The sequence below is a fragment of the Actinomadura parmotrematis genome (genome assembly GCF_019458805.1).
Classification (GTDB): Bacteria; Actinomycetota; Actinomycetes; order Streptosporangiales; family Streptosporangiaceae; genus Spirillospora; species Spirillospora parmotrematis.
Map to the genome: position 1 here is coordinate 308,193 of NZ_JAIBOA010000005.1, position 17,404 is coordinate 325,596.

Consider the following 17,404-nt stretch of genomic DNA (forward strand, 5'->3'; position numbering starts at 1 on the left):
CACGGCGAGGCCCACGAGCGATCAGTGACGGGCGTATCCCCGAATGAGATCCCCAAAAACAACACGAGTTGGACACGCCGACGGGCCGGGGGCGCGCTCGCGCCCCCGGCCCGTCCCGTTCCGGTCACCCCGCCGGCGTCACCAGGCGAACGCCTCCGGGGAGGGCCCGGTGCCCGGGAAGATCTCCTCCAGCGCGGCCAGGAACTCCGCCGACAGCTCCAGGTCGAGGGCGCGGAGCGCCGACTCCAGCTGCGCGGCGGTGCGCGGCCCGACGATCGGGCCGGTCACGCCGGGCCGGGTGAGCAGCCAGGCGAGGCCGACGTCGCCGGGGTCGGCGCCGTGCTTCTCGCAGAGGTCCTCGTAGCGCTGGATCCGGTCGCGCTCGGCCGGGTCCTTCAGCGTCTCGGCGGCGCGGCCGGACGCCGACCGCGACGCGCCGCCCTCGCGCTGCTTGCGCAGCACGCCGCCGAGCAGGCCGCCCTGCAGCGGCGACCACGGGATGACGCCGAGACCGTAGGCCTCGGCCGCCGGGATCACCTCCATCTCGGCGCGGCGCTCGGCGAGGTTGTACAGGCACTGCTCGCTGACCAGGCCGAGCGAGCCGCGCCGGGCGGCGGCCTCGTTGGCCCGCGCGATGCCCCAGCCCGGGAAGTTCGACGACCCGACGTAGAGCACCTTGCCCTGCTGCACGAGCACGTCCATGGCTTGCCAGATCTCGTCCCAGGGCGTGGCCCGGTCGATGTGGTGGAACTGGTACAGGTCGATGTGGTCGGTGCCGAGGCGCTTCAGCGACGCCTCGGCGGCGCGGCGGATGTTCAGCGCCGACAGCTTGTCCTCGTTCGGCCAGGGCGTCTCGCCGCCCATGCTGCCGTAGACCTTGGTGGCGAGGACCACCTTGTCGCGGCGGCCGCCGCCCTGGGCGAACCAGCTCCCGAGGATCTCCTCGGTGCGGCCCTTGTTCTCCCCCCAGCCGTACACGTTGGCGGTGTCGAAGAGGTTGACGCCCGCGTCGAGCGCGGCGTCCATGATCGCGTGACTGTCCGGCTCGTCGGTGACGGGGCCGAAGTTCATGGTGCCGAGCACCAGCCTGCCGACCTTCAGTCCGGTGCGTCCGAGCTGCGTGTACTCCATGCCCCCACCCAAACAGCTGGAGCGCGCTCCAGGTCAAGCGGGGCGGGCCGGAGGCGCGCCGGACCCGGTCGAAGGGGGACCGTTGGGCGCACCCTTGCCCCGCGCTGACCCCGGATGCGACAGAATGCCCGGCCATGCGGACCCTCCGGGGGCGGTCCCCCCTCGCGCTGCTGCTCGCCCTCGCGCTCCTGCTCGCCGCCGCGGCGACCGCCTGCTCGGGCGGCGCGCCGCCCCGCCGCGCGGCGGGCGAGACGACGGCCCGCGCGAAGGCGGCCGCGGCCGGCGAGCGCGCCGAGAACGCCCGTCCCGGCACCGCTGACTGGCGCGTCGTCCGCAAGGGCGGCGAGCACGAGATCGAGGGCTACGCCGACCGGGTGAGCGTCCTGCCCGGCGAGGCGTTCCGGCTGTACGTGTCCACCACCAAGGGACCGTTCACCGCGCAGGCGTTCCGGATGGGCTGGTACGGCGGCGACGGCGCGCGGCTGCTCTGGACGTCGCCGGCCACGCCCGGCGAGCGCCAGGCCGAGGCGCGCGTCGACCGGCGCACCCGCACCGTCACCGCGCCCTGGCACCCCTCGCTCACCGTCCCGACGGCCGGCTGGCCCGAAGGCAGCTACCTGGTGCGGCTCACCGCCTCCAGCGGCGCGCAGCGGTTCGTTCCGGTCACCGTCCGGTCGGCGAGCACCGCCGGCCGGATCGTGGTGCTGAACGCGACGACGACGTGGCAGGCGTACAACATGTGGGGCGGCTACGACCTGTACAAGGGGCCGTCCGGCGGCGACGGCGACCGCGCGTACGCCGTCTCCTTCGACCGGCCCTACGACCAGAACGGCGCGGGCAAGTTCCTGGCCTACGAGCAGCCCGCGATCGCGCTCGCCGAGCGGCTCGGGCTGCCGCTCGCCTACGCCGCCGACAACGACCTGCACGCCTTCCCGCACCTGCTGGACGGCGCCCGCGCCCTGCTGACCCTCGGCCACGACGAGTACTGGTCGGCGGCGATGCGCGCGCACACCACGGCCGCCCGCGACCGGGGCGTCAACATCGCCTTCCTCGGCGCCAACGCCGTGAACCGGCACGTCAGGTTCGCGCCGACCGCGCTCGGCGCCGACCGCCTCGTCATCTGCTACAAGGACGCCGACGCCGACCCGCTGGCGCGCACCGACCCCGCCGAGACCACGCAGGACTGGCGGCTGCCGCCGAAACCGCGCCCCGAGAGCGCCCTCATCGGCGTCCAGTACAACTGCTTCCCCGCCGAAGGCGCCTACGTCGTGCGGCGCCCCGACTTCTGGATGTTCCAGGGCACCGGCGCCCGCAAGGGAACGCGCTATCCGGGCGTCATCGGGCCCGAGTCCGACGCCCTGAACTTCGGCGGGCCGACGCCGCGGCCGATCGAGGTCGTCGCCCACTCCCCCATCATGTGCGGCGACACCACGATGATGGCCGACTCCACCTATTACACGGCCAAGAGCGGCGCGGGCGTGTTCGCCACCGGGACGATGCGCTGGGTGTGCGCGATGCGCGGCAGGGCGTGCGGGCACGGCGTGGACGAGGCGGGCCGGCGGTTCGTCACCAAGGCCACCGAGAACCTGCTGACCGCGCTCGCCGCCGGCCCGCTCGCCGCGTCCCACCCGGCCCGCGACAACCTCGACGAGTTCGCCGCCGGCCTCTGACCGCCCGGCGGGCGCCGCACCGGGCCTGCGAGAATCGGATCATGAGCTATGACGCATCCACCGGCCGCTACGAGCGGATGGAGTACCGGCGCTGCGGGCGGCGGGGACTGAAACTGCCCGCGGTGTCGCTCGGGCTGTGGCACAACTTCGGCGACGACCGGCCGCTGGAGACGCAGCGGGCGATCCTGCGGCGGGCCTTCGACCTCGGGATCACGCACTTCGACCTCGCCAACAACTACGGGCCGCCCTACGGCAGCGCCGAGCGCAATTTCGGGCGGATCTTCGCCGAGGACTTCCGGGCCTACCGCGACGAGATCGTCCTGTCGACGAAGGCCGGGTACGACATGTGGCCGGGCCCCTACGGCGAGTGGGGGTCGCGCAAGTACCTGCTGGCCAGCCTCGACCAGTCGCTGGCGCGAATGGGCGTCGACTACGTCGACGTCTTCTACAGCCACCGCCACGATCCCGAGACCGAGCTCGAGGAGACGATGGGGGCGCTCGCGCACGCGGTGACGTCCGGGAAGGCGCTGTACGCGGGCATCTCGTCCTATTCCCCCGCGCGGACGGCCGAGGCCGCGGCGCTCCTGAGGGAGATGGGCGTGCCGCTGCTCATCCACCAGCCGTCCTACTCGATGCTGAATCGCTGGATCGAGGACGGGCTGCTCGACACCCTGGAGGAGGAGGGCGCGGGCTGCATCGCGTTCTCGCCGCTCGCGCAGGGCATGCTCACCGACAAGTACCTGGGCGGCGTGCCCGAGGGGTCGCGGGCGAGCCAGGGCAAGTCGCTGTCGCCCGACCTGCTCACCGACGAGGCGCTGCGGCACGTGCGGGCGCTGGACCAGATCGCGCGGGGACGCGGGCAGTCCCTCGCGCAGCTCGCGCTGAGCTGGGCGCTGCGCGACCCGCGCGTCACCTCGGTGCTGATCGGCGCGAGCAGCGTCGCGCAGCTGGAGGACAACGTCGCCGCGCTCGACGCGCCGCCGCTCACCGGGGACGAGCTCGCCGCCATCGACCGCGATGCGGTGGAGTCCGGGATCAACCTCTGGGCGCCCTCCAGCGCGAACTGACCGCGGCGGGTCAGGCCGGGACGCCGCGGCGGCCGTGCGCGTGGGCGCGGACCAGCTCGGCCGCCTCGGGGTGGTCGGCCAGCCAGGCGACGCGCTCGCGCGACTCCGCGTCGGCGGGGGTGTAGACGATCATCCGCACGCCCGGCGAGGCGGTGAGCTCGAAGCCGGTCGTGCGGATGCGGAACTCGCCGACCGCCGCGTGGCGCAGCACCTTGTCGCACGGGCCGGGCAGGGCCACGTCCTGGCGGTCCCACAGCAGCGCGAACCGGGGGCTCTCCGCGCGGAGCCGGCGCACGAAGTCGCGCCAGGCGGGCTCGTCCTTGTGGCGGCTGTACCGGTGCCGGAACACCGCGACGTGCTCGGGGCCCTCGCGGTCCAGATCGGCGAGCGGGTTGCAGCAGTCGGGCAGCGTGAAGATCTGCCACAGGGTGTTGCGCTCCCCGGGCGGCGCGTCCCGCAGCGTCGGGAACAGCGCGTCGTAGGCGGTGTTGCTCACCAGCACGTCGCCGCGGTCGTTCACGACCGAGACGGGCTGCGGGAGCATCCCGTCGATGATCTGCCGCACCTCCGGCGGCAGCGTGTCGGCCTGCGGCGGGACGGCCGCGTCGGGCAGGTCGGCGAGCCGGTACAGGTGGCCGCGCTCGGCGGCGTCCAGGCGCAGCGTGCGCGCCACCGCGTCCAGCACCTGCGGGCTGGCGTTGATCGGGCGGCCCTGCTCCAGCCAGGTGTACCAGGTCACCCCGACGCCGGCGAGCTGGGCGACCTCCTCGCGGCGCAGGCCGGGGGTGCGGCGGCGCGGGCCGGGCGGCATGCCGACGTCCTCGGGGGTGATGCGCTCGCGGCGGCTGCGCAGGAACGCCGCCAGGTCGGCGCGGCGGTGCGGGCGCCGGGCGGGGGCCGGGGCGGCCCGGTGCCCGGGCCCCGTCTGCATGATCGTCACATGTCCAGTGTGGCGCGGGACCGGTACCCGTTCCAGGTGCTGTCAGTACCCGTATCGGCAGGCTCTCGGGAGCGGCGGCGCCGCGGCCGCAGGCTACCGGTCATGACACAGACGACCGAGGCACCGCCGGCGGGGGCCAGGCGGGCCCCCGCGCCCCGCCCGGGCGCCGCGCTGCTCGCGGTGATCCTGCTCGGGCAGTTCATGGCCATCCTGGACACCAACATCGTCAACGTGGCGCTGCCGACCCTGCGCGCCGACCTGCGCGCCTCCGGCGCCGCGCTCCAGCTGATCGTGGCGGGCTACGTCGCCGCCTACGCGGTGCTGCTGGTGACGGGGGCGCGCCTCGGCGACCTGCTCGGCCACCGCCGGATGTTCCTGGCCGGGCTCGCCGCGTTCACCGCCGCGTCGCTGGCGTGCGGCCTCGCGCCGGGCACCGGCTCCCTGATCGCGTTCCGGCTGGCGCAGGGCGCCGCCGCCGCGCTGCTGACCCCGCAGGTCATGAGCATGATCCAGCTCGGTTTCGCGGACGGGGCGCGGGCCCGCGCGCTCGGCTACCACGCCGCGGTGATCGCGGGCGGCGTCGTCGTCGGCCAGGTCGCCGGCGGCCTGCTGGTGAGCGCCGACCTGTTCGGGACGGGGTGGCGCTCGGTGTTCCTGGTGAACGTCCCGATCGGCCTGGCGCTGCTGGCGGTGGCGCCGCGCGTCCTGCCGGACGGCGAGCGGCGCCGCGACGGCGGCGTGGACCTGCCCGGCCTGCTGCTCCTCACCCCGGCCGTGCTGCTGTTCGTGCTGCCGCTGATCCTCGGCCGCGAGCTCGGCTGGCCCGCCTGGACGTGGGCGTCGCTGGCGGCGTCCGCCGTCCTCGCACCCGTGTTCGCCGTCGTGGAGCGGCGGGTCGCCGCGCGTGGCGGGCGCCCCCTGCTGAACCTGGCGCTGCTGCGCGTCCCCGGCCTCGCCCAGGCCGCGCTGGGGACCGCGCTCGGACCGTTCGTGTGGGGGGCGTACCTGTTCACCACCACCCTGCACCTGCAGGGCGACCTGCGGTACGGGGCGCTGGAGTCGGGCCTGGCGTTCGTCCCGGCGGTCGCGGCGTTCGCCCTGATCGGGCTGAACTGGCGGCGGCTGCCCGCGCGCTGGCACGGGCGGCTCGTCCCGCTCGGCTTCGCGACCGCAGGGGCGGCGCTGCTCGCCCTCGGCCCGCTGGCGGGCGGCGGCGCGCTCTACGAGGCGCTCACCGCGGTGATCGGCCTCGGGCTCGGCGCGATGCCGATCGCGATGACCGCGGCGCTGCACCGGGTGCCGGTCCGCGACGCGTCCGACGGCAGCGGCCTGCTGCTCACGCTCATGCAGCTCGGGTCGGTCGTCGGGGTCGCGGCGGTCGGCACCCTGTTCCTGGAGCTCGCCGGGGACGGCGGCTCGACCCGGCACGCCGAGTACGGCACCGGCTGGGCGCTCGGCGGGCTGGCGATCGCGGCGGCGGCGATGACGCTGCCGAGGGCGCGCCGCGCCCGGGACTGACCGGCGGGGACCGGTCAGCGGGCGGGCGCCGGGAGCGCGCAGCCCCGGCCCGGCACGACCGCGCCGTCCCCGCCCAGGCAGCGGGCGAGCGGCGCGGTCTGCTCGCCGTAGTTGACGCCGCGGCGCACCGTCACCGCGCCCCGCTCGTCGACCTCGCAGGGGTTGTTGAGGGTGCAGCGCTCGCCGTCGTCGTTGCCGGTGTTGTTGACGCCGACGACCTCGCCGGTCGCCTCGTCCACGATCGGCGCCCCGGAGGTGCCGTGCACGGTCGCGCACGCCGGCCCGTAGCGGATCGCGTTAGACCACGTCCACTCGCCCTCGCGCAGCCGGTGCACGATGCCGTCGATCCGGCAGCGGTACGCCTTCCGCCAGTACCCCGACGCGATCCGGATGGCGGTGCCCGCGGACGGCGGCCGGACCGCCAGCGGCAGCGCGGCGATCCCGTAGCGGTGCCGGACGGCGCCGTAGCTGACGCCGAGGCGGTAGAGGGCGACGTCGGTGCCGGTCATCGTCGCGTACACCAGGCGGGTGGCGCGCAGGGTCGCGACGGTGCGGGTGCCGGCGGCGTCCAGCAGCCGGAACGCGCGGGCGGACGGGCGGTCCGCGACGACCGCGCCGGCGGGCGGCATCCCGCCCTCCAGGCAGTGACCGTTGGTGAGGACGAGCGCGGCGTCGCCGTCGGCGGCGTGCGGGCCGCGCACGAGGGCGCCCGAGCAGTTGTCGAGCGCCACCGTCCCGGCGAAGACGGGCGGCGGCGCCGCCTGCGAGGGGGCCGTTACCAGGGCGAATCCGGCACCGGCGGCCGCCAGGGCGGCGAGCGCGGCGGCCGCGGTGCGGCGGGGCATGGGCACCCTCTCGGCGGTGACGGGCGGACCCGCCGATGCTAGAGGACCGCCCCTCCGCGCGGAAGCACATCGGCGCGGATTACGATCGGTGACATGATCGACGGAACGGTCCGCTGGGGCGTGCTCGGTACCGGCGGCATCGCGGAGGTGTTCACCGAGGACCTGCTGACGCTCCCCGGGCACGAGGTGCGCGCCGTCGGGTCGCGCGCGCAGGGCACCGCCGACGCGTTCGCCGCCCGCCACGGGATCCCGGCGGCGCACGGCTCCTACGAGGCGCTCGCCGCCGACCCCGGCGTGGACGTCGTGTACATCGCGACGCCGCACCCGATGCACGCCGGCCCGGCCCGGCTCTGCCTGGAGGCCGGGCGCGCCGTGCTCGTGGAGAAGCCCTTCACGACCACCGTCGCCGACGCCGAGGAGCTCGCGGGGCTGGCGGCCGAGCGCGGCGTGTTCGCGATGGAGGCGATGTGGTCGCGGTTCAACCCGCTGGTCCGGCGCCTGTACGGGCTGGTCCGCGACGGCGCGATCGGCGACGTCACGGCCGTCTACGCCGACTTCGCGATCGCGCCCGCCTACGACCCGGCGAGCCGCCTGTGGTCGCGCGAGCTCGGCGGGGGCGCGCTGCTCGACCTCGGCGTCTACCCGCTGTCGTTCACCTGGCCGCTGCTCGGCGCGCCCGACACCGTCCAGGCGTCGATCACCCCGGCGCCGACCGGCGTGGACGCCAACACCGGCATCCTGCTCGGCTACGCCACCGGCGCGGTCGCGCTGCTGCACTGCGGCCTCACCGGGGAGTCGCCGCACGCCGCGACGGTCGTCGGGACGAGCGGCCGCATCGAGATCGCGGCGCCGTTCTACCGGCCGGAGAGCTTCCTGCTGGTCCGCCAGGGCGTCGAGCCGGAGACCTTCACCGCCGAGATCGGCGGGCACGGCTACACCTACCAGGCCGAGGAGGTCGCGCGCTGCCTGCGCGAGGGCCGCACCGAGTCGCCGCTGATGCCGCTCGGCGAGACCGTCGCGATCCAGGCCGCCATGCAGCGGATCCGCGACGCCGCCGCCCGCGCCTGACCGGCGGGCGGCGGGCGGCGGCGCGGGCCGGTCAGTCGACGTCGACCCAGCCGTAGGTGCGCTCGACGGCCTTGCGCCAGCCGGCGTAGCCCTCCTCCCGCCGTGCCTCGTCCCAGGTGGGCCGCCAGCGCTCGTCCTCGTTCCAGTTGCGGCGCAACTCGTCGGTGGTGTTCCAGAACCCGGTGGCGAGCCCGGCGGCGTAGGCGGCGCCGAGCGCGGTCGTCTCGGCGACGACGGGCCGCGACACCGGGACGCCGAGGATGTCGGCCTGCAACTGCATGCAGAGCCGGTTCGCGGTGACGCCGCCGTCCACCTTGAGGACGTCCAGGGAGACGCCGGAGTCCTCGCGCATCGCCTCGACGACGTCGCGCGACTGGTAGCAGATCGCCTCCAGCGTGGCGCGGGCCAGGTGGGCGTTGGTGTTGTAGCGCGACAGGCCGACGATCGCGCCGCGCGCGTCGCTGCGCCAGTAGGGGGCGAACAGGCCGGAGAACGCCGGGACGAAGTAGACGCCGCCGTTGTCCTCGACCTGCGCGGCGAGCGCCTCGCTCTGGGCGGCGCCGGAGATGATCCCGAGCTGGTCGCGCAGCCACTGCACGGCCGAGCCGGTCACCGCGATGGAGCCCTCCAGCGCGTACACCGTGTCGGCGTCGCCGAACTTGTAGCAGACGGTGGTGAGCATCCCGGCCTTGGACCGGACGAGCTCGGTGCCGGTGTTCAGCAGCAGGAAGTTGCCGGTGCCGTAGGTGTTCTTGGCCTCGCCGGGCGCGAAGCACACCTGGCCGACGGTGGCGGCCTGCTGGTCGCCGAGGATGCCGCTGAGCGGCACCTCCCCGCCGAGCGGCCCGTCCGCCCGCGTCACCCCGTAGGGCTCGGGCGCCGACGACGGCCGGATCTCGGGCAGCATCCGGCGGGGGATGCCGAAGAACGACAGGAGCTGGTCGTCCCAGTCGAGGGTCTCCAGGTCCATCAGCATGGTCCGGCTGGCGTTGGTGGGGTCGGTGACGTGCACCCCGCCGTCCTTGCCGCCGGTGAGGTTCCACAGGATCCAGGCGTCGATGTTCCCGAAGAGCGCCTCGCCGTTCTCGGCGGCCTCGCGGACCCCGTCGACGTTCTCCAGGATCCACTGGATCTTGCCGCCGGAGAAGTAGGTGGCGGGCGGCAGCCCGGCCCGGTGCCGGATCGTCTCGCCCCGCCCGTCGCGCTCCAGCGCCGAGGCGATGCGGTCGGTGCGGGTGTCCTGCCAGACGATGGCGTTGTGGTACGGGCGGCCGGTCCGCCGGTTCCACACCACGGTCGTCTCGCGCTGGTTGGTGATCCCGAACGCCGCGAGGTCGGCGGCGTCCAGGCCCGCCTTGGTGAGCGCGCTCTCCACGACGGCGCGGGTGCGCTCCCAGATCTCCAGCGGGTTGTGCTCGACCCAGCCGGCCCGCGGCAGGATCTGCTCGTGCTCGAGCTGGTGCCGGGCGACCTCGTTGCCGCCGTGGTCGAAGATCATGAATCGGGTGCTGGTGGTGCCCTGGTCCAGCGCTCCGACGAAGTCGGGCATCGGATCGTCCTTTCGGTCGAGGGGTGGGGCCGCCCGGTCAGGGTGCCACGTCGTACTCGGGCTCGGGCTCGGCCGCCGCGCCGGCGGCCGCCCCGGGCAGGTGCCGGCCGATGAGGGCGACGTACAGGCCCGCGCCGGCGACCGCGCCGGCGAGCGGCCCGAGGACCGGCACCCAGAAGTACAGGTCGCCGTGCTGGTCGCGCCAGGCGCCCCCGTAGCCGGTGAGGTACTGGGCGAGCCGCGGCCCGAAGTCGCGGGCGGGGTTGATGGCGTACCCGGCGTCGGTGCCCCAGGCCATGCCGATCGCCACCACCAGCAGCCCGATGACGAGGGGCGCGAGGTTGGCGAGCGGCGGGCCGTTCCGCGCGTCGGTGAGGGCGAGCACGAGGAACAGCAGGATCGCGGTGCCGATGACCTGGTCGCGGAACGCGCCCCAGGTGCCGACGGGCAGCGTCCCGTTGCCGGGGAGGGTGGAGAACACCCCTTGCGTCTTGATGGTGTGCCCCGGGTCGGCCTTGGCGAGCACCTCGCTGTAGTTCCACCGCACGATGAGCGCGGCGACGAAGGCGCCGGCGGTCTGCGCGAGGACGTAGGGGCCGACCTTGCGCCAGGGGAAGCCCTGGAAGACCGCAAGGGCGAAGGTCACCGCCGGGTTGATGTGGCCGCCGCTCAGCGTCGCCGAGACGTAGACCCCGAGGACCACCCCGATCCCCCACGCCCAGGCGATGCTGTCGTGGTCGCCGAGGCCCCCGGCGACGACCTGCGCGACCACGCCGACGCCGAACAGGATGAGCACGAGCGTCCCGGCGAACTCGGCGGCCAGCTCGCGCGCCAGGGGCGGGAATCCCGGCCGTTCCGCCATGTCTCCTCCTCGAAGGCGGGTGACGTGAGACACATATGACGTGAACGTAAGGATCGGGCATAAAACGGTCAACCCTGCCTTCTATCCACCAGACGGCACACAGAGGGACGGGGTTGACAACCGCGCCGACCGCGCGTCAGCGGCGCGTCACCGGCTCCCAGCCGCGCGCCGGGTCGCGGGTGGCGGGCCCGCGCCCGCCCCGGCTGCGGTACACGATGTAGGGCCGGAACGGGTAGCGCCACGGCGCCGCGAACGCGTGGATCAGGCGGGTGAAGGGGAACAGCGCCGTCAGCACCAGCCCGAGCAGCACGTGGAACTTGTAGAGCAGCGGGATGCGGGCCATCAGGTCCGGGTCCGGCCGCAGCAGGAAGACGTCGCGGAACCAGGGCCCCACCGTCTCCCGGTAGTCGTAGGGGCCGCGGATCCCGTTCTCGATGACGGTGACGCCGAGGCCGAGCAGCAGCGACCCGCCGAGCAGCACGTACATCAGCTTGTCGTTGCGGGTCGTCGCCGAGAACACCGGCCCGCTGGTGCGCCGCCGGTAGACGAGCAGGGCGAGCCCCGCGACGGCGGCGGCGCCCGCGATGCTCCCGGCGACCAGGGACACCGCGTGGTAGGCGCTCTCGGGGACGTGCACCGCCTCGGTCCAGTCCTCGGGGACCACCAGGCCGGCGATGTGGCCGAGGATGACGAAGATGAGCCCGAAGTGGAACAGCGGGCTCGCGATCCGCAGCAGCCGCTTCTCGTACAGCTCCGACGAGCGCGTCGTCCAGCCGAACCGGTCGTAGCGGTACCGCCAGACGGTCCCGCCGACGAGGCAGGCGATGGCCACATACGGCAGGGCCACCCACAGCAGCAGGTTCATCGGGGCGCTCCCAGGGTGAAGGGTTCGAGGCCGACGTTCTCCGTGGGCGGGCCCGACCGGGCGAGCCGCTGCGCCTCGGCGCGGTCGCGCGGAGACGGCCCCGGCAGCGTCGCGCAGACGGCCCGCACCGGCAGCGCGTAGGGCGATCCGCGGTCCTCCAGCGCCATCCGCAGCAGCTCCAGGCCGGGCCTGTTCTCGGTGAGCAGCGCGCCGCCGCCGTGCAGCGCGGCGAACTCCAGCACGATCGGCAGGAAGTCGGGCAGCTCGCGGCTGTCGAGCTCGGCGCCCGCCGCCCGGTAGCGGGCCTTCAGCGCGGCGAGCGACTCGCCGCGCCGCCGGGTGTCGCCGTCGGTGTAGTAGGTCAGGTAGAGGCAGCAGCGGCGCCGCAGGTCGAACACCTCGACGTAGTGCGCGGCCAGCTCCGGCAGCGCGACGGCGTCCAGATGGTCCAGGAAGCGCGCCAGGTGCGGCTCCCCCGCGACGGCCTCGCGCAGCATCGCGCGGCGCTCGTAGAGCGCGGCGTCGGGATAGCTGAGCAGCAGGGACGCCGCCTGCCAGACGAGCGCGCTCACTCGTCCCCCTTCCCGCGGCGCGGGAACAGCCCGCCGGGGCGCCCCTTGCCGTCCCAGTTCAGCAGGTTCACGCGGCCCTTGCGGTCGCCCGGGGACACCAGCGCCCCCGTCGTCTGCCGGTCCTTCAGCGCGTGGAAGCTCTCCACCGAGGCGGGCGCGGGCCGCCCCGACGCCTCGCCGAACGGTCCCGACGTGCGGTCGCGGCCGTGCTCGTCGTAGTCGTAGTCGACCGGGCAGGCCGACTCCTCCAGCGCGGCGGCCTCGGCGGCGGCCTGCGTCGGGATGACGTAGCGCTCGTCGTACTTGGCGAGGGCGAGCAGCCGGTACATGTCCTGCATGTCGCGGCCCGACATGCCGACCGCCGCCGCCTTGGCCTCGTCCGCCGGATCGCCCAGGTTGGTGTCGCGCATGTAGGAGCGCATCGCGGCGAGCTTGCGGAGCACCGCCGCGACCGGTTCGGGGTCGCCGGCGGTGAACAGCCCCGCCAGGTACCGCACCGGGATGCGCAGCGCCTCGATGGCGCCGAACAGGTTGCCGGCGTCCTCGCCGTCGTGGCCGGTGTCGCGCAGCGCGTCCACGACCGGCGACAGCGGCGGGATGTACCAGACCATCGGCATCGTGCGGAACTCCGGGTGCAGCGGCAGCGCCACCCGGTACCGGTTGATGAGCGCGTGCACCGGGGAGCGGCGGGCCGCCTCCAGCCAGGTCTCGGGGACGCCGTCGCGGCGGGCCGCGGCGATCACCTCGGGGTCCTCGGGGTCCAGGAACACCCCGAGCTGCGCCTCGTAGAGGGCCTTGTCGTCCTCGGTCTCGGCGGCCGCGGTCACCTTGTCGGCGTCGTAGAGCAGCACCCCGATGTAGCGGAGCCGCCCGACGCAGGTCTCCGAGCACACCGTCGGCAGCCCCACCTCCACCCGCGGGTAGCAGAAGGTGCACTTCTCAGCCTTGCCGGTCCGGTGGTTGAAATAGATCTTCTTGTAGGGGCAGCCGGTCACGCACATCCGCCAGCCCCGGCAGCCGTCCTGGTCGACCAGCACGATGCCGTCCTCGGCCCGCTTGTAGATCGCGCCGGACGGGCAGGCGGCCATGCAGGCGGGGTTCAGGCAGTGCTCGCAGATGCGCGGCAGGTAGAACATGAACGCGCGCTCGTAGTCCAGCCGGATCGCGTCGGAGATCTTCTGCACCACCGGGTCGCGGCCCGCGATGTCGGGCCCGCCGCCGAGGTCGTCGTCCCAGTTGGCGCTCCACTCGACCTTCGTCGGCTCGCCGCTGATCAGCGAGTAGGGCCGCGCCACCGGGACGTCGTCCTGCAGCGGCGCGGTCGTCAGCGTCTCGTAGTCGTAGGTCCAGGGCTCGTAGTAGTCGGCGATCGTCGGCAGCAGCGGGTTGGAGAAGATCCCGAGCATCCGCCGCGCCCGCCCGCCCGAGCGCGGCTTCAGCCGCCCCTTGCGGTCCAGCGTCCACCCGCCCTGCCAGGTGTCCTGGTCCTCGTAGCGGCGCGGGTACCCCTGCCCCGGCCGCGTCTCGACGTTGTTGAACCACACGTACTCGGTGCCCGCCCGGTTCGTCCACGCCTGCTTGCACGTCACCGAGCACGTGTGGCACCCGATGCACTTGTCGAGGTTCATCACCATCGACAGCTGCGCCATCACCCGCATCTAGTACTCCACCTTCTGGGAGCGGCGGCGGATGACGGTGATCTCGTCGCGCTGGTTGCCGGTCGGGCCGAGATAGTTGAAGGAGTAGGACAGCTGCGCGTACCCGCCGATCAGGTGGGTCGGCTTCACCAGCAGCCGGGTCAGCGAGTTGTGGATGCCGCCGCGCCTGCCGGTGCGCTCGGTCTTGGGCATGTCGATGACGCGCTCCTGGGCGTGGTGGTAGTAGACGGTCCCCTGCGGCATCCGGTGCGAGACGATCGCGCGGGCGACGACGACGCCGTTGCGGTTGTCCATCTCCACCCAGTCGTTGTCGGCGACGCCGATGCGGGCGGCGTCGAGCACGCTCATCCAGACCGTCGGGCCGCCGCGCGACAGCGTCAGCATGAACAGGTTGTCCTGGTACTCGGAGTGGATCGACCACTTGGAGTGCGGGGTGAGGTAGCGGACGGTCAGCTCGGCCTCCCCTTTGGTGCCGGGGCGCGGCTCGCCGAACAGCCGGTGCATGTCGAGCGGCGGCCGGAACACCGGGAGCTGCTCGCCGAGCTCGGCCATCCAGGCGTGGTCGAGGAAGAAGTGCATGCGGCCGGTCAGGGTGTGCCAGGGCTTGCGGCGCTCGACGTTGATGGTGAACGGCGAGTAGCGGCGGTCCGGCGCCTCGATGCCCGACCACTCCGGCGACGGCCCGACCGCCGTCGGGCGGGCCTGGGCGTCGGGGAAGGTGATGCGCCGCTCGGCGCCCGACTCGATCAGCTCGTCGTAGGGGACGCCGGTCCGCTCGGCGAGCTGCGCGAACCCCTGCGCGGCGAGCCGGCCGTTGCTGGTGCCCGACAGCGCGAGGATCGCCTCGCACCACTTGGCCGCGGTGTCCAGGCGCGGGTTGCCGTCGCCGTCGGTGCCGCCGCGCTCGGCGAGCCAGCGCAGCTCGCGGTCGGCGGTGAACGTCACGCCCTTCACCGGCAGCCCGGCGGTGCCCGGCTTCGGGCCGAGCGCCTCCATGCGGGCGCCGACCGCGGCGTAGTCGCGCTCCACGATCGTGAACGTCGGCGCCGTGCCGCCCGCGACGCCGTACGGGGCGCCGCGCTCGCCCGGCGTGTCGTGCTGGAGCGGGACGGCGACGACGTCGCGGCGGACGCCGAGGCGCGTCGCGGCGAGGTCGCTGAACCGCCGCGCGATCGCCTGGAAGGCGTCCAGGTCGCTGCGCGCCTCCCAGGGCGGGTCCACGGCGGGGTTGAAGGCGTGCACGAACGGGTGCATGTCGGTGGACGACAGGTCGTGCTTCTCGTACCAGGTCGCCGCCGGCAGCACGATGTCGGACATCAGCGTCGTCGACGTCATCCGGAAGTCCAGCGACAGCAGCAGGTCGAGCTTGCCGCGCGGCGCCTCGTCCCGCCACGCGACCTCGGCGGGGCGCGTCCCCTCGGGCGTCTCGGCCGCCTGGAGGTTGGAGTCGGTGCCGAGCAGGTGCCGCAGGAAGTACTCGTTGCCCTTGGCCGAGGAGCCGAGCAGGTTGGCGCGCCACACGGTGAGGACGCGCGGCCAGTTCGACGGCGCGTCCGGGTCGGCGGCCGCGTGGTGCAGCGAACCCTCGCGCAGGGCCTGCGCGATGTGGGCGGCCGGGTCGTCCCGCCCGATCTCGTCGGCGAGGTCGAGCGGGTTGCGGTCGAAGGCGGGCGCGAACGGCATCCAGCCGAGCCGCGCCGACTCGGCGACGAGGTCGGCGGTGTGCCGGCCGGCGAACGCGCCGGTGCCGGTCGGCGCCGCGAGCGCGTCGGCGCGGTAGCCGTCGTAGCGCCACTGGTCGGTGTGCAGGTACCAGTACGGGGTGGCGGGGATCTGGCGGGCCGGGCGCGTCCAGTCCAGGCCGAACGCCAGCTGCGCCCAGCCGGTGAACGGGCGGACCTTCTCCTGGCCGACGTAGTGCGCCCAGCCGCCGCCGTTGACGCCCTGGCAGCCGGTCAGCATGAGCAGCGACAGGAACGTCCGGTAGATCGTGTCGGAGTGGAACCAGTGGTTCGTCCCGGCGCCCATGATGATCATGCAGCGGCCGCCGCTCTTCTCCGCGGTCGCGGCGAACTCGCGGGCGATGCGGACGGCGGTCGCGGCCGGCACGGAGGTGATCTCCTCCTGCCAGGCGGGGGTGCCGGGCGCGGACGCGTCGTCGTAGGAGGCCGGCCATTCGCCGGGCAGGCCCGGCCGGGCGACGCCGTACTGCGCGAGCATCAGGTCGTACACGGTGGTGACGAGGCGCCCGCCGACCCGGCGGACGGGGACGCCGCGCCGCAGCGGGGCGGCGGCGCCGTCGGGCTCGTCGAAGCGCGACAGCAGCACGGCCGCCGTGTCGCCGCCGTCCTCGTGCGCCGACAGCAGCGGTTCCAGGTCGCCGAGGTCGAGGTTCCAGCGGCCCTTGCCCTGCTCGCTCCAGCGGAAGCCGAGCGAGCCGTTCGGGACGGCGGGGGCGCCGGTCGCGCCGTCCAGCAGGACGGTCTTCCAGGCCGCGTCCGCGCCGTCCTCGCCGAGGTCGGCGGCGGTGAGGAAGCGGCCGGGGACGTGGCCGCCGTCGCGCTCGTCCAGGGTGACCAGGAACGGCAGGTCGGTGTGGCGGGCGACGTAGTCCTCGAACGCCGGGACGCGCCGGTCGGCGAAGCACTCCTTGAGGATCACGTGGCCCATCGCCATGCCGAGGGCGCCGTCGGTGCCCGGGTGCGGCGCGACCCACTCGTCGGCGAACTTGGTCGCGTCGGAGTAGTCGGGCGACATCACCACGACCTTCTGGCCCCGGTAGCGGGCCTCGGCCATCCAGTGCGCGTCGGGGGTGCGGGTCACCGGGACGTTGGAGCCCCACAGCATCAGGTAGGCCGCGTCCCACCAGTCGGCGGACTCGGGGACGTCGGTCTGGTCGCCGAACACCTGCGGGGAGGCGACGGGCAGGTCGGCGTACCAGTCGTAGAACGACAGCATCGCGCCGCCGAGCAGCGACACGAACCGCGACCCGGCGGCGTGCGACACCATCGACATCGCCGGGATCGGGGAGAACCCGGCGATGCGGTCCGGCCCGTACGCGGCGATCGTGTGCACGTGCGCGGCGGCGATCATCTCGGTCGCCTCGTCCCAGGTGGTGCGGACGAGGCCGCCCTTGCCGCGCGCCGACTGGTAGCGGCGCCGCCGCCCGGGGTCGGCGGTGATCTCGGCCCAGGCGGCGACGGGGTCGCCGAGCCGCTCGCGCGCCTCCCGGTACATCTCGGCGAGGACGCCGCGCACGTAGGGGAAGCGGACCCGGGTCGGCGAGTAGGTGTACCAGGAGAACGCGGCGCCGCGCGGGCAGCCGCGCGGCTCGTACTCGGGCCGGTCGGGGCCGACGCTCGGGTAGTCGGTCTCCTGGGTCTCCCAGGTGATGATGCCGTCCTTGACGTAGACCTTCCACGAGCACGAGCCGGTGCAGTTCACCCCGTGCGTGGAGCGCACCACCCGGTCGTGGCTCCAGCGGTCCCGGTAGAACGCGTCGCCCTCGCGGCCGCCGCGCAGGTACAGCGCCCGGCCGTCCGGCGAGGTCTCGGCCCGCGCGAAGAACCGTCCCGTGCGCAGCAGCGCGTCGCTCATCACACCCCCAGATCGTCCCGGGGTGATCATGCCCATGACCCATGGTGATCAAGCAACCACCG

At 74.1% G+C, this 17,404-nt stretch carries 13 protein-coding genes; 4 read left to right on the plus strand and 9 right to left on the minus strand.

Annotated features, from left to right (window positions below):
* Positions 1–138: 138 nt before the first annotated feature.
* A complete protein-coding gene (locus tag K1Y72_RS10705; RefSeq protein WP_220165626.1) occupies positions 139–1,131 on the minus strand; it encodes an aldo/keto reductase in 993 nt (330 codons plus the stop codon).
* Positions 1,132–1,265: 134 nt separating this feature from the next.
* Here K1Y72_RS10705 and K1Y72_RS10710 point away from each other — a divergent pair, with 134 nt between their 5' ends.
* Together K1Y72_RS10710 and mgrA are read left to right on the plus strand one after the other, a co-directional pair.
* Entirely contained in the window at positions 1,266–2,801 is a 1,536-nt protein-coding gene (locus K1Y72_RS10710; RefSeq protein WP_220165628.1) for a N,N-dimethylformamidase beta subunit family domain-containing protein, read from the plus strand.
* 41 nt (positions 2,802–2,842) lie between these two features.
* Complete coding sequence (mgrA, locus tag K1Y72_RS10715) at positions 2,843–3,868, plus strand: L-glyceraldehyde 3-phosphate reductase (protein WP_220165630.1); 1,026 nt, start codon at positions 2,843–2,845, stop codon at positions 3,866–3,868.
* Between the two features lie 10 nt (positions 3,869–3,878).
* On the opposite strand, the gene K1Y72_RS10720 is transcribed toward mgrA, so the two are convergent.
* A complete protein-coding gene (locus K1Y72_RS10720; RefSeq protein ID WP_220165708.1) occupies positions 3,879–4,799 on the minus strand; it encodes a helix-turn-helix transcriptional regulator in 921 nt (306 codons plus the stop codon).
* A gap of 111 nt (positions 4,800–4,910) precedes the next feature.
* Between K1Y72_RS10720 and K1Y72_RS10725 the strand changes: the two genes are divergently transcribed.
* Positions 4,911–6,326 carry an MFS transporter gene (locus K1Y72_RS10725; protein WP_220165631.1) on the plus strand — a complete coding sequence of 472 codons (1,416 nt, stop codon included), beginning with the start codon at positions 4,911–4,913 and terminating at the stop codon, positions 6,324–6,326.
* A gap of 14 nt (positions 6,327–6,340) precedes the next feature.
* Here K1Y72_RS10725 and K1Y72_RS10730 read toward each other — a convergent pair whose 3' ends face one another.
* Positions 6,341–7,171: a S1 family peptidase gene (locus K1Y72_RS10730; RefSeq protein WP_220165633.1), complete on the minus strand. Its 831-nt coding sequence runs from the start codon at positions 7,169–7,171 to the stop codon at positions 6,341–6,343.
* Between the two features lie 93 nt (positions 7,172–7,264).
* Here K1Y72_RS10730 and K1Y72_RS10735 point away from each other — a divergent pair, with 93 nt between their 5' ends.
* Complete coding sequence (locus K1Y72_RS10735) at positions 7,265–8,239, plus strand: Gfo/Idh/MocA family protein (RefSeq protein WP_220165635.1); 975 nt, start codon at positions 7,265–7,267, stop codon at positions 8,237–8,239.
* 31 nt (positions 8,240–8,270) lie between these two features.
* On the opposite strand, the gene glpK is transcribed toward K1Y72_RS10735, so the two are convergent.
* From glpK to K1Y72_RS10765, 6 genes are all read right to left on the minus strand, one after another.
* Positions 8,271–9,788 carry a glycerol kinase GlpK gene (glpK, locus tag K1Y72_RS10740; protein WP_220165647.1) on the minus strand — a complete coding sequence of 506 codons (1,518 nt, stop codon included), beginning with the start codon at positions 9,786–9,788 and terminating at the stop codon, positions 8,271–8,273.
* Positions 9,789–9,825: 37 nt separating this feature from the next.
* Entirely contained in the window at positions 9,826–10,650 is an 825-nt protein-coding gene (locus tag K1Y72_RS10745; protein WP_220165648.1) for an MIP/aquaporin family protein, read from the minus strand.
* Positions 10,651–10,786: 136 nt separating this feature from the next.
* Complete coding sequence (narI, locus tag K1Y72_RS10750; RefSeq protein WP_220165649.1) at positions 10,787–11,515, minus strand: respiratory nitrate reductase subunit gamma; 729 nt, start codon at positions 11,513–11,515, stop codon at positions 10,787–10,789.
* Complete coding sequence (narJ, locus tag K1Y72_RS10755) at positions 11,512–12,087, minus strand: nitrate reductase molybdenum cofactor assembly chaperone (protein WP_220165650.1); 576 nt, start codon at positions 12,085–12,087, stop codon at positions 11,512–11,514. The genes narI and narJ overlap by 4 nt, the downstream gene beginning before the upstream one ends.
* Positions 12,084–13,745, minus strand: coding sequence for a nitrate reductase subunit beta (gene narH, locus K1Y72_RS10760; protein ID WP_220165651.1), 1,662 nt, complete (start codon positions 13,743–13,745; stop codon positions 12,084–12,086). Before narH ends, narJ begins: the two co-directional genes overlap by 4 nt.
* The gene (locus K1Y72_RS10765; RefSeq protein WP_220165652.1) at positions 13,746–17,342 is read right to left on the minus strand and encodes a nitrate reductase subunit alpha; all 3,597 of its coding nucleotides are present in this window, start codon (positions 17,340–17,342) and stop codon (positions 13,746–13,748) included. It abuts the gene before it with no gap.
* Positions 17,343–17,404 lie beyond the last annotated feature (62 nt).